11 protein-coding genes are annotated in these 12719 nt (G+C 71.6%); 5 read left to right on the top strand and 6 right to left on the bottom strand.

The genetic code is table 11. The features are described from left to right. Positions 1-221: 221 nt before the first annotated feature. Positions 222-926: a DUF4386 domain-containing protein gene (locus MW084_RS14760; RefSeq protein ID WP_039830230.1), complete on the bottom strand. Its 705-nt coding sequence runs from the start codon at positions 924-926 to the stop codon at positions 222-224. Positions 927-1043: 117 nt separating this feature from the next. Here MW084_RS14760 and MW084_RS14755 point away from each other — a divergent pair, with 117 nt between their 5' ends. Continuing rightward, positions 1044-1727, top strand: a complete 684-nt coding sequence (locus MW084_RS14755; RefSeq protein WP_010476397.1) for a TetR/AcrR family transcriptional regulator C-terminal domain-containing protein — start codon at positions 1044-1046, stop codon at positions 1725-1727. A 716-nt stretch (positions 1728-2443) separates the two neighbouring features. On the opposite strand, the gene MW084_RS14750 is transcribed toward MW084_RS14755, so the two are convergent. Continuing rightward, the gene (locus MW084_RS14750; protein ID WP_010476395.1) at positions 2444-2722 is read right to left on the bottom strand and encodes a hypothetical protein; all 279 of its coding nucleotides are present in this window, start codon (positions 2720-2722) and stop codon (positions 2444-2446) included. A gap of 45 nt (positions 2723-2767) precedes the next feature. Then, positions 2768-5155, bottom strand: coding sequence for a type I restriction-modification system subunit M/S (locus MW084_RS14745; protein WP_275563629.1), 2388 nt, complete (start codon positions 5153-5155; stop codon positions 2768-2770). Positions 5156-6613: 1458 nt separating this feature from the next. Here MW084_RS14745 and MW084_RS14740 point away from each other — a divergent pair. The 3 genes from MW084_RS14740 to MW084_RS14730 all read left to right on the top strand — a co-directional run bounded on the left by MW084_RS14740 (position 6614) and on the right by MW084_RS14730 (position 9192). Beyond that, complete coding sequence (locus MW084_RS14740; protein WP_004986771.1) at positions 6614-6817, top strand: cold-shock protein; 204 nt, start codon at positions 6614-6616, stop codon at positions 6815-6817. A gap of 329 nt (positions 6818-7146) precedes the next feature. Continuing rightward, positions 7147-8658 carry a DEAD/DEAH box helicase gene (locus MW084_RS14735; protein WP_010476384.1) on the top strand — a complete coding sequence of 504 codons (1512 nt, stop codon included), beginning with the start codon at positions 7147-7149 and terminating at the stop codon, positions 8656-8658. 228 nt (positions 8659-8886) lie between these two features. After that, complete coding sequence (locus MW084_RS14730) at positions 8887-9192, top strand: SCO5918 family protein (RefSeq protein WP_010476383.1); 306 nt, start codon at positions 8887-8889, stop codon at positions 9190-9192. Positions 9193-9279: 87 nt separating this feature from the next. Here MW084_RS14730 and MW084_RS14725 read toward each other — a convergent pair. From MW084_RS14725 to MW084_RS14715, 3 genes are all read right to left on the bottom strand, one after another. Then, the coding region (locus MW084_RS14725; protein ID WP_275563628.1) for an IS30 family transposase at positions 9280-10080 on the bottom strand (801 nt) is incomplete at its 5' end. Positions 10081-10087: 7 nt separating this feature from the next. Beyond that, positions 10088-10513 (bottom strand): helix-turn-helix domain-containing protein (locus MW084_RS14720; protein ID WP_420833765.1); only part of this gene is annotated, 426 nt, incomplete at its 3' end. 283 nt (positions 10514-10796) lie between these two features. After that, the gene (locus MW084_RS14715) at positions 10797-11156 is read right to left on the bottom strand and encodes a hypothetical protein (RefSeq protein WP_010468055.1); all 360 of its coding nucleotides are present in this window, start codon (positions 11154-11156) and stop codon (positions 10797-10799) included. A gap of 1161 nt (positions 11157-12317) precedes the next feature. Between MW084_RS14715 and MW084_RS14710 the strand changes: the two genes are divergently transcribed. Then, complete coding sequence (locus MW084_RS14710) at positions 12318-12656, top strand: MerR family transcriptional regulator (protein WP_010468054.1); 339 nt, start codon at positions 12318-12320, stop codon at positions 12654-12656. The last annotated feature ends 63 nt before the right edge of the window (positions 12657-12719 follow it).

The raw sequence follows: 12719 nt of genomic DNA, 5'->3' as shown, positions 1-12719 counted from the left end.
CTCCGTCCAGGAGAACTGTTTCAGCAGGTCACAGCCTCGAAGTGGCCGTAGGCGTCGGTGATTCCCAAGCTCAGAGCGCGGGTTCGATTCCCGTCACCCGCTCCATAGCGAAGGCCCTGGTCATGGGGCCAGGGCCTTGTTCGTTGTCCAGATCTCCCAGTCCTTCACGGCGATGGGCGGGCGGTGACAACGACGGCGCGGTCGTCAGGCTCGGGTCGGCCTCACCGACGGGCACCTGCCGGATCAGCCACTTCTCCGTCTGCCCGGGACGCGCTGTCTGAGCCGGGTCCGAATCCCCTGACGAGCAGCCACCCGGCCAGTCCCAGCTCCCAGGCGAACACCGGGAGCGCGGCGGCTGCCCCCGCCACGGAGAGCTGCGCGTAGGCCCCGAACACCACGGCGACGGCCGAGGCGCAGATCAGTGGTCCACCGACCAGCCCGAGCACGGCGATGAAGCGCGGTACGAGCCGTGCGCGGTACGCCAGGTACGCGAGCAGGACAGTGTTCAGGCCGAGGGCGATGTTGGGCCCGAGCAGGAACGTCCAGTCGTGCACGGCCACCAGCGCGGCATCGGCGCCGTCCGCCGTCCCCGCGTCCCGCCGCAGGGTGACGAGCGCCAGGACGGCGACGATCCCGAGGGCGATGACGGCTGCCTCCAGCAGCCGCCCGAAGGCGTACCCGAGCGCGAGCCCCTCGCCGTGGCGCCGCAGGACGGGGAACAGCGCCGCCCCGGTACCGGCCACCGCCACCACCAACACCATCTCGCAGAGCGCCCCGAGCAGTGCCTGCGTGTCGGCACCCTGCGCGAGCCGGCCGTCCGCGGCGCCCAACAAGGGGCGGTACAGGATCGCCCCGGCTATCGCGGCGCCCTCGGTCAACAGGAACAGCGACCCGGCGGCCACCGCGGTTCTCCGGTCCGGACTCATCTTCTCCAGCCCCCTTGTTCAATGGTGGTGTACGTCGTACACCTGACAATGACCATAGGTGTACGTCGTACACTCGTCAAGGAGAAGGCCGTCGAGGAGGGAAGGGGCCGAACGGAAGTGACCCCGCAGGAAGCCGCGCGCACGCAGCGGATCCCCCTGAACAGGGACCGCGTCCTGCGCGCCGCCGTCGCGCTCGCCGACGCCACCGGCATCGACGCGCTCAGCATGCGCAGGCTCGCGCAGGAGCTGGGCGTCGTACCGATGGCCCTCTACAAGCACGTGGCCAACAAGGAGGAGTTGCTCGACGGCATGGTCGACGCCGTCGTCGGCGAGATCGACCCGCCGGCCCCGGGCCCCGACTGGCAGCGCGTGGTCCGCGGGCGGATCCTCTCGGCCCGGCGGGTCCTGCTGCGCCACCCCTGGGCGGCGCGGGTCATCGAGTCGCGGACCGGCCCCACCCCGGCCGTGCTCGCGTACCTGGACTCGATGGCCGGGAGCTTCCGGGACGGCGGCCTCTCCGCCGACCTCACGCATCACGCCATGCACGCGATGGGCAGCCGCCTCCTCGGCTTCAGCCAGGAACTGTTCGACACCTCCGCCCCCTCCGGCCCACCGGACCCCGGCCTGGCGGCGCGCTACCCGCACATCGCGGAACTGGCCGCGACGGCCGCGCACGACGGGGGCTCCACGGTCGGTGGCGGCTGCGACGACCAGTTCGAGTTCGAATTCACCCTGGACCTCCTCCTGGACGGCTTCGAAAACCTCCGCCGCCAAGGCTGGACGTCCACGCGGAAGACGTAGCGGGTGCGGGGACTGATCGAGCAGCGGAGGGAGTCCTCGAAGCCGACTTTCCGATCGAGTCCGGGACGGCGATCCGGAGACGCATCCGCGCTCGCTCCGACTTCCCCACCCCCGCAGGCACCTGCTCAATGTTCTGGCACCGCGCCCCGGTCGTGCCCTTCGGAGCGGTGAACAGCGATGAACAGCGATGAACAGCGGTGAACGAGGATATCGCCAGACCGTCCACCAGTGCCGCCGCGGAGAACGTTTTAGCAGGTCAGAAATTAGGCGGCCAAAATGGGTGGCGGTGATTCCCCAGCTGATAGCTCACGCTCCGTCGTGACGGTGCCGGCCGTCGCGGGTTGCTCTGGTCGACGGCGCAAGCCAGTAGCGCGGCTGAGGCCGGCGGGGGTGCAGCGAAACACACACGCGTGCCTGGTCGGTCGGCGCGCCCGCCGTCGTGGCTGACCGTCGTCGGCTGAGGTTCGTGCCACGACCGTGCCGGATGCAGAGGTCAGTCACGGTCAACGCCGGTGCCCCGCGATCGGGTAGCAGCCCGCTACCCCGCTCGAGAATGCCGTAGCTCAGACCCGAGATCACTGAGCCTCTTTCAGAGCGCGGGTTCGATTCCCGTCACCCGCTCCATGCGGAAGGCCCCGGTCGGCGGCCGGGGCCTTGTTCGTTGCCGAATCTCCCGTGGGCAAGCGCGGCAGGGGCCGAGTCTCGTCGGCCGCCGGTCACCGGACGGGGCGCTCGGACTCCACCGTGTCGAGGTCGGCGTTACCCGCTGTCCCGCTCCGAAGCACCGCGACTGCTCCCACCGCGCCGAAGCAGAGCCCCGCCGTCGCGCCGAACGCGTTGCCCGCGCAGAGAACCACGTCAGCGAAGCGCGTGCCGGTCGCGTGCTTCAGCGCGCCCACGCAGACGGCGACCAGCGTGGAGAAGAGGACGATGACGAGCAGCCAGAGCGCCCGGATGACGGACGGGGATGCGTGCGCGGCATTGGACCTGGTCATGACCGTGAGTTCCTTTCGTTGCCTCTGTGGGTCGCTCTGCGCAGGTCACACGGTGGGGCGGATGGCGGACGGAACGCCCGTCAGCTCTTCGGCGAGCAGTCTCTGGGCCGAGGCGACCGCTCCCGCCAGCTCCCGGTGGGCGCTGGACCGCTCCCGGAGAACGGCGAGCAGCTCGGCGACCTCCCGCTGCACGTCGAGGGGCGGCAGCAGGACTTCCTGGCTCTGCAGCACCGCCTTGGTGATGAACGGTGCGGCAGTGGCGGCCGCGCGGTCCTTGACCCAGTCGAGGGCGTCCGGGCGACTCAGCACGGCGAGCAGGTAGCCGGGCAGGACCTCAGCCCTCTCGTGGCAGCGGAGCCTGACCACGTTGGAGCTCATGAGCCATCCCGTCTGGTGCCCCCGCACCAGGGCGGGTGGCTTCATGACACCCGTGCGTACGCAGACGATGTCGTCTGCCTCGAGTCGGTAGCGCTTCAGCCGTTCGGCGAGTCCCGCGGAGACACGCTCGTCACCGCCCTCGCTCACCTCTCCGTCCCTCAGGTGCTTGGGGGAGACGACCGGCACGGTGCCGTGCGGCGTCCGATCCCTCGGCGCCAGCAAGGCGTGTGACGGCCCGGCCTGGATGTCGCACAGCTCCGCGAGGACAACCTTGCGCCGACGCGCCCGACGCACCCGGTCGGTCTCCAGCCCGGCCCGTACCTCAGCCGTGCGCTCGTCGAGGAGCCGGCACCGCTCCGTCAGCGTGGAGACCCCGGTCCAGGCGTCCTCCTCCGTGGCACCTGCCGTGCCGGTGTCCGGTGCCGGGGACCCGCCGACGTGGTGGATGGGGTTGAGTGAGTAGTCGGCATCACGCAGAGCCGCCCTGTCGACGCGTGCGCCGGGCACGATCGCTCCCGAGGAGCCGTACGGCGTGGCGCTGCCCCCTCCCGTGCGATTGGCCAGGTAGGAGTGGATGACGCGGCGGACATCGCCGTACGTGAGAACGCGCCGCCCGCCACGTCGCACGGCGCCCAGGCCACGTGCGTCCAGGAACAGGACGTGGTCCCCGGCATCGGCCGGATGCCGCAGGAGCCAGACGCACACCGGAACCGGGGTTCCCGAGAAGAGTTTGTCGGGCAATGCGACAACGCACTCCACCACGCCCTGCTCCACGAAGGCCCGGCGAATCGCCAGTTCCGCCGCGTTACCGGAATTGCCCGCCTTGTTCGGCATGACCACCGCCGCGCGTCCGCCCTCGGCCAGGAGCGACAGGGCGTACTGCGCATAGGCCAGGTTGTCGTTGCCCACCGGAGGAGCACCGTAGGGCCAGTCCCCGGAACGCGCGGTCTCCTGCACAGTGTCCTTCATGTTGAAGGGGGGGTTGGTGAGCACCAGGTCGACCGGTTCGCGCGGCCACGCCTCCTCCCAGGGCCGCCCGCCGGTCTTCAGCCGGAGGGCGAACCGAGCTCCGCGCAGTGCCAGGTTCATGCTCGCGAGCGGCAGGGTCGCCCGGTTCGGCGTCTGTCCCAGCATCCCGGGCGGCGGAGAGCCGACAGCGTTCGGCCCGCCCCTCGCCCACGCCGCCGTGTCGATGGCCGCACCGAGGAGTTCCCCGCCCCGGACGTACGGGTCGTACACACTGCTCGCGGCGGTTGCCCTGGCGTTCCGTCCCAGTTCCGCCATCAGATGCGCGACCGGGAGCGGCGTGAAGAACTCCCGGCTGCCCAACCGGGTCTTCTCCTCATAGCCTTCGACGATCAGTTGGAAGGCGTGAGGGCCAAGGCGGGCCACCAGTCGGACGACCTCCACGACGTCCTCGAACCGCCTGGGCTCGAGGCGGGACAGGGCCTCCTGCATGTCGGGCAGGGACCCGCTGGTGTACAGGGCCGCATCCGCCTCCGAGCCGATGAGCCTGAGCAGCGCGCCACTGCTCCTCAGACCCTCGCCGGATGTGGGGTACTCCTCCACCCTTCGCCAGCCGGCAGGCCTCGTCATCCGCAGGAAGTACAGGGCGGCCAGCAGGCTCAGATAGCCGACCGCCTCGTCCGCGCCTCCCACCCTCTCGGCCAGGGGGCCCATGAGCGTGCGTACGGTCTCGACATCCCGCGGGTCCGGTTCCTCCCGCGGGGCGAACCCGGACTGGGCGGAGTTCTCCGTCGGGTCCTCTTGGGTGGTGGGAGCGGGCAGACCGCGTCGGCGTGCCCGGTCTCCGTACGTGGTGTGCTCGTCCTCCCCCGGAGCCCGACGGTGCGAAGGCACTCGCTTTCCGTCGAGCCAGGCGAGGATCTCGGACTCGTAGAAGTAGTCCTGGCCCGCGGTACGCCGGGAGGTGGGGAAATCCGCCGCCCGTCTCTCCCAGGTGGTGACCGCTGCTCGTGTCACCCCTGCCATGTCCGCGATCTGCGTACGGGTGAGGAGGCGGGCGCCGTCAGGCCCACCGCTGTTGTTCTTCATGTCACATCACGACCCTTCCACGTGGTCCCCGCGGACCGTTCATCAGACGTGAGCATAGGACGGTCAACACCTATGGACCCAGTGAGTATTGGCAATACTCAGATACTCATGGCATGCGAAAGGTGGTGGACGGAAGGACGGGGAAGCCTCCTCACTGCTCAAGAGGTGTTGTCTGCCGTGGAGGCCTCGGAAGCCTGAAATGACGCCGGGTTAACACTCTGTCCGTCTCGGGCCCATCCGTGAGAACGATGGCTCAACGCCGTACCGCGTGGGGTCCGGGCGAAGGGCACGACGTCCCGGCCCGGGGCGCGCCCCCGCACTCGATGCCTTCTCACCCTCGGTCCTCACGAGCCCGTCGGGCCCCCGGGAGCTTTCCTGCCGTCCGTGGCCGGGGCGCCGGCCGGCGGGTGCGGTCCTCTCGGCCGGCCGGTGCCCACACACAAGTCCCCGTGTTCCCGGTCGTGGCGCCGGGGCACGCCGCCTCGGGACGACCAGCGTGGCGGAGGCCGCGGAAACGGAGGTCAACGGTCGGGCCGGTGACGGCCCGGCACCTGCGCCACTTCCGTCCGGAGGCGAAGCGGCGGATCGAGTCGCCCTCCTCCCTGTGGACGACGGTCCGCTCCGCGCCCGACGGCACACGGGGCGGGGAGACGGCGAAGACGGGTCGCCATGACGGGCGGCGGGACCATGCGGACCGTTTCACGACCGCTTCCCGGTCCACGCCCTGCCGACCGGGTGATCGGGGGAGCCGGCCGGACGGCATGGTACCGACCGACCTCCCCGGCCCGGGCGAGACCCGCGCGTACGTTCCCGCTCCCGGGAGACCCCGCGACTGCGGGCCGGGTCGACAGGGGCTTCGTGCCACCGGGGCGCCGGTTCCGACTGCGACCCGCGCGAGCGTGCGGCGAGACCCCGGAAAGGGATGACCGGGGAAGGGGATGGCCGGGAAGGGGCACCGCACAGGGAGTGAGCGTCACCAACGGTGTTCGTTTCCGGTGATGCCGGCGCCCGGCGGCAACCGGCACGGACACCGGCGGTCGGTTTCGGAGCCCGGTGGATACCCGACAGGGCGCGGGGCGCGGCGGCCTGCACCGGTGGGCGGCACGACCGGCCTGACGAGGACGAACCCCCGGGCCGGCGGCCCGCGGGGACCCTGCCGAAAACACCACACGGGGGCGAGCCGATATCTGTCTCCGCCGGGCGAGGTTTTACCGGACCGCGCGGTGAGGGTTTTTTCCACTGCGGCGGAGCGTGAATTTCCGCCCCGCACGGGGCGCCGCAACGTGCTACTGTCGATGTCAGTTGCAGTTGTGGTTCCCAAAACTTCGAGCACCCCGGCGGGCTTTTGTTCCGCCGGGATCGCTTATGTATTTCCGGTCTTTTTCCGGACGGGGTAATCATCGCGGCGACACGGTGTCCGCGCAGTGCGGACCCGTTGCACCCCGAAGGAGATATGACATGGCTACTGGCACCGTGAAGTGGTTCAACGCGGAAAAGGGCTTCGGCTTCATCGAGCAGGACGGCGGCGGCGCCGACGTGTTCGCCCACTACTCGAACATCGCCGCCCAGGGCTTCCGCGAGCTGCTGGAGGGCCAGAAGGTGAGCTTCGACATCGCGCAGGGCCAGAAGGGCCCGACGGCCGAGAACATCGTTCCCGCCTGACGCGACGCGCCACCACGCAGCCGGGGCCCGCATCCTTCGGGGTGCGGGCCCCGGCCGTACGCGTTCACACACGTTTCCCGCGGCGCCGCGCGCGGGATGATTCCGGGGGCCCGCGCCCCACCGGACGCCGACACTTCCCGGGCCGCTGCACACCGGCCTCCCCGGGTTCCGCCCCCACCCCACACGACCCGCTTCAGCGCCTGCGCCCGGCATTTCCTCCTGCCGGCCGGATTCGCTTCCGGGTTCCATTCGGCCCGTTCTTGCGATTCTCCGCGCTGCCTTTCCGATGCGGGAATTCCTTGATATGTGCCGCATCGAGGAAGGTTCCCATGAACCGCACACGCACGAACGACCGCACCCGCACGAACGGCCGCGCCCGCACGAACGGCCGCGCCCGTACGAACGGCCGCTCCCCCTCCCGCCGCGACTCCGGCGCCGGCTCCGGTCGCCCCGGCAGCCGCACCGGTGGCCGCCCCGGGCGGAGCACCCCGGCGCGGGGTGAGTTCGCGCTCCCAGAGACGATCACCCCCGCGCTGCCCGCCGTCGAGGCGTTCGCCGACCTCGACATGCCCGAGCAGTTGCTGGCCGCGCTCCGGGCCGAGGGCGTGACCGTACCGTTCCCGATCCAGGGCGCGACCCTGCCGAACGCCCTCGCGGGCCGCGACGTCCTGGGCCGCGGCCGCACCGGGTCCGGCAAGACGCTCGCCTTCGGGCTGGCCCTGCTGGCCCGTACCGCCGGGCGGCGCGCCGAGCCCCGGCAGCCGCTCGCCCTGGTCCTCGTCCCCACCCGCGAACTGGCGCAGCAGGTGACCGACGCGCTCACCCCGTACGCCCGGACGCTGAGGCTGCGGCTGGCCACCGTCGTGGGCGGCGTGTCGATCGGCGGGCAGGTGCGTGCGCTGCGGAGCGGTGCCGAGGTCGTCGTCGCGACCCCGGGCCGGCTCAAGGACCTCATCGACCGCGGCGACTGCCGGCTGGACCGGGTGGACGTCACCGTCCTGGACGAGGCCGACCAGATGGCGGACATGGGGTTCCTGCCCCAGGTCTCCGCCCTGCTCGACCAGGTGCGCACCGAGGGGCAGCGGATGCTGTTCTCCGCCACCCTGGACCGCAACGTCGACCTGCTGGTCCGCCGGTACCTGACCGACCCCGTCGTCCACTCCGTGGACCCCTCGGCCGGCGCGGTCACCACGATGGAACACCACGTCCTGCACGTCCACAGCGCCGACAAGCAGGCCACCACGACGCAGATCGCGGCGCGCGACGGCCGCGTGATCATGTTCCTGGACACCAAGCACGCCGTGGACCGGCTCACCCGGAGTCTGCTGGACAGCGGTGTACGGGCCGCCGCACTGCACGGCGGCAAGTCCCAGCCGCAGCGCACCCGTACGCTGAACCAGTTCAAGGAAGGCCACGTCACGGTGCTGGTCGCGACGAACGTCGCCGCCCGCGGCATCCACGTCGACGACCTCGACCTCGTCGTCAACGTCGACCCGCCGACCGACCACAAGGACTACCTGCACCGAGGCGGCCGCACCGCCCGCGCGGGCGAGTCCGGCAGCGTCGTCACCCTCGTCACCCCGAACCAGCGCGGCGGCGTCAGGCGCCTCATGTCGGACGCGGGCATCCGCCCGCGGGTCACCGAAGTCCGCTCCGGCGAGGCCGAACTGAGCCGCATCACCGGCGCGCAGGCCCCCTCCGGCATCCCGGTCGTCATCACGGCACCCGCCGCCGAACGCCCCGTGCGCGGCGCCGGTGCCGGCTCCCGTTCGCGGCGCCGCCGTCCCGCGTCGGCGACGCGCCGTGCTCCCCGGCGGCCCGCCCTCGGCCCGGCGGCATAGGCCCCCGGCCGGCGGCACCCCTCCAGCCCGTGGGAGTCGTCGGTGACGGCGGTCCGCACGCGGCCCCGCGCGGCCTCCTCGGCCTCCTCGGCCTCCTCGGCGGCCACCGGGCCCGGGCGCCCGCCGTACCGCGGCTGTCCGGGACTCCGCACACGGTCGCGGAGGGGGCCGTACGCCCCTCCCGGTGAAACGCCCCTATCGGATTCCTCTTCCCCCTGTGAGGCCCTCATGCGCTGCGTCATCGCCCGTTTCCCGTTCCACCTGACGAAGATCGGCGTGCTGGAGACGATGAAAGGCGTCAAGCCCGAACCGGTCACCGGGGAGACCGTGACCATCGGGCGCCGCCGGTACCCGGTCAAGCAGGTCGGCGAGGCCGTCACCGGCCAGGACCGCCGCGACTTCAGCACCGGCGAGGTCGTACGGGCCATGACCCGCCTCGGTTTCGTCTGCCGGCCGGCTCCCGGGGACACGCCCTCGGACGCCACCCCGCTCCAGCAGGCGTCCGCCCTGCTCGGCGCTCCCGCGCCGGCCTGACCCGCGGGCGCGGACCGCGCCCCGGCAGTGACGAGGGCCCGGCCGGGCGTTCTTGGGTTCAAGGGGTCGTCGCAACACCGCTTGGTTTCAGGTGGTGAGTAGATCACGTAGACGCTCGGCTGGGGTATCCCAGTCGAGCGTCTTGCGTGGGCGGCCGTTGAGTTCCTGGGCGACGTGTTCGAGGTCTTCGGGGGTGTGCGGGCTCAGGTCGGTGCCCTTGGGGAAGTACTGCCGCAGCAGCCCGTTGGTGTTCTCGTTGGAGCCGCGTTGCCAGGGTGAGGCCGGGTCGCAGAAGTAGACGGGCATGCCGGTGGCCATGGTGAACTGCTTGTGGCGTGCCATCTCGCTGCCCTGGTCCCAGGTGAGGGAGCCGCGCAGGTGGTCGGGCAGGGTCTGGATCGTGGCGACGAGGCCGTCGCGGACGGTCTGGGCATCGTGAGCGCCGCCCGGCAGGTGGACCAGCATGGTGTACCGGGTGCTGCGCTCGACCAGGGTGGCGATCGCGGAGCGCCCGCCCGCACCGATGATCAGGTCGCCTTCCCAATGTCCGGGCACGGCCCGGTCCTCGACGTCGGCGGGACGGTCACTGATCATCACCATCGGGTCGATGAACCGCGGGGTGCGCCGCTGGGGGTCCCGGCGTGGTTTGCGGCGGGTGCGGCCGGAACGGATCGCGGCCTGCACTTCCCGCTTCAGGCCGCCGCGGGCCTGGAAATACAGCGCCTGGTAGACCGTCTCCACGCTCACCCGCATGCTCTCGTCGTCGGGATGCTCCATCCTCAGAGCGTGGCAGATCTGCTCCGGCGACCACCTCTTGCGCAGTGCGTCCTGGACGAAGCGGCGCAGCCGTCCCTCGCGCAGCAGTTTGCGGTCCTTGGGCCGGGGCCTNCNCNGNGGNGGCCCGGTGGGCGGCGTAGGGCTGGTAGCCCTCGCGGCCGGCGTTCGCGTCGATCTCCCGCTTGATGGTGCTGGCCGGCCGGCCCAGGGCGCGTCCGATCGCCCGCAGCGAGTGGCCTGCCGCACGTAGATCACGGATCTGCTCGCGCTCGGCCAGAGTCAAGAACCGGGGATGCAACTGCTTGTCCAGGGCCGTCAGACCCACTGATGCTGTGGTCACACCGCACATCGTGGCGGTCCCCGTCGCGTAGTCGACACGGCGGCCGTCGACATACGTCCTGGTCGTTGCGGTCTTCTTGACGCCCCAGTCCCAGTCCCTGGCCGTGCGCTCGTTCACCCCGACGCGCCGGGCGGCCTCGGACTGCGAGGTGCCCGTGGCGCGCAGTCGCTCGTACTCGTCCCGCCGAGGATGCCGACGCGGCAGGCGCTGCGAACGGTGTCCCGCCCTCCGGGCCCAGCCGAAAGCGGTGTTCCGGTTCACCCCCAGCTCACGCGCCACCACCGTCACGTTCCCCACAGCATCCAGCCGTACGAGGAAACGCTTCCGCAACCCCGCAAGATCACGTTCAACACCCACGGTCCTCGCAACTCCCACAGATCACGGGTGTTGCGAGGACCGATAGAACCCAAGGTTCCGGCCGGGCCCTCGTCGTGCCCCGTCCCGCTCGCCGCCTCGGCGACTCGGCGGGACCGCTCGGCGGGACCGCTCAGTGGTCGGAGTAGCTGAAGTCGCCCACCGTCCAGGCGCTGACGTCCTCGATCGCGACGCGGTACATCCCGCCCGTCTCCGGGATGCCCACCGTTCCCTGGAGGATCCGGGCGACGTGGAAGTGCAGATGGGTCGGCGGGCCGTTTCTCGGCGCCGACGCGCCGAAGGCGTCGGCGAACTCGCCGAGGCGGGCCGAGTCCGCCAGGACCTCCGACACCCGCTGCCGCCATACCGCTTCGGGAGCCAGCCGGCCGGTGATGACGGCTCCACCCGCGACCACGCTCAGGGACATCTGGTTGCTCTGTCCGGACTCGACCCTGGCGGCGATGTCGACGAGCAACTCGTCAGGCTTAGACATGAGAGCCGATTCTATTTACCCGCCGTCCGGCCGGTTCACGTGGTGGTGCCGACGGGCGGGACCGGCGGGCGCCGGCCCGGTTCCGGTGGCGCGCGTGCCCGACGGCCGCCGCCGCTGCCGCTGCCGTCGCTGCTGCCGTCGCTGCTGCCGCCGGACGGGCGCCGGGACGCGGGCGGTCCCCACACGGCGGCCGTCGCGCCGTACGGGCTCCCGCGCCCGCCCGGGTCCCCACCCGTCCCGTCGTACCCGCNCCCCGCACCCCCGGCTCCCGGCCGGGGGTGCCGTCGTGACGGAGGCGGGCGTGCGCGGCGGGCGCGAGCCACTCCCCGCGGGCCGGCCCACCGGGTGATCCACCGGGTGATCCACCGGCCGGCCCGCCGGATGACCCAGCGGGTGAATCGGCGGACGGCCCGGCCGTACGCGACCGCCTCCGGCCCCGCCGTGAGGCGGCCGGAGGGATTCCGAGGCCGACGGGTACGAAAATCTATCGTGGCCACGGTAGACATTCGCTTGTGCCGTGGTTATGGTTTCTCTCGTAACCGAGATCGAGCAAGGCCCGGCAGAGACGACCTGCCGGGCCGCGGTACCCGCAGTGAGCAAGACGGTGCGGTGGTGGAGTCCCGAAGCCACGGTTGTCCCATGACGGCGACGGGGCTGACCACCGGACCGGGTGGCCCGCAGTGATCAGGGGCCGCCGTCAGCGGTACGCGCAGCCGCGGCTCCCGTGGGCGCGGTGGGCGGTACCGGCAGTGCGGCATTCGGTAGTACCTCGGTGAAGGCGCCAGGCCGCGGGCGCGCGCACCGCGGGCTCGGTCCCCGAGCCGGAGTGGACGCAGCACGGCACGGGGACCACGGGTGGCGCCCCGGCGCCACCGGGCTCGCGGCAGGCGGGCCGGTCCGGAGGAAGAGAGGAAGAACGGAGGAGTCGGGCACCATCGGGATCGCCCGGGCGGAGTCGCACCCCGGGTACCGCAGGACATCGACAGGCAGGTGGTCTCCGGTCACACATCCGCGATCCCCGCACCCCCGAGCCCCGCAGCGGGCGGCGGTGCGGACACAATGAGCCGGCGCAGCACCGAGGCCGGCAGGTGGTGCAGTTCCTTCGGGGCCCTGGTGCCGTACGGCACCAGGGCCCCTCGACGCGTTCCGCAGAGAGGCGAGATGACAGCAGACGATCCGATCAGCCGTCTCGAAGACGACGACTACCCCGCCTACACGATGGGGCGGGCGGCCGAGATACTCGGCACCACCCCCGGTTTCCTGCGCGCCATCGGCGAGGCGCGGCTGATCACCCCGCTCCGTTCGGAGGGCGGCCACCGGCGGTACTCCCGCTACCAGTTGCGCATCGCGGCCCGCGCCCGGGAACTCGTCGACCAGGGCACTCCCATCGAGGCCGCCTGCCGCATCATCATCCTCGAGGACCAACTCGAGGAAGCCCAGCGCATCAACGCGGAATACCGCCGCGCCACGGCCGAACCGCCTTCGCCGACCACGGCCTGAAGGGTACGTGCCCGCCGCGCCGGCGGGCACCGCACCGCCCCGGGGCGAGGTGACGGGAGGCGC

The sequence above is a fragment of the Streptomyces sudanensis genome (assembly GCF_023614315.1).
Taxonomy (GTDB): Bacteria; Actinomycetota; Actinomycetes; order Streptomycetales; family Streptomycetaceae; genus Streptomyces; species Streptomyces sudanensis.
Note: the sequence above shows the minus strand (reverse complement) of the source record. Positions and strands in the feature narration are given on the sequence as shown.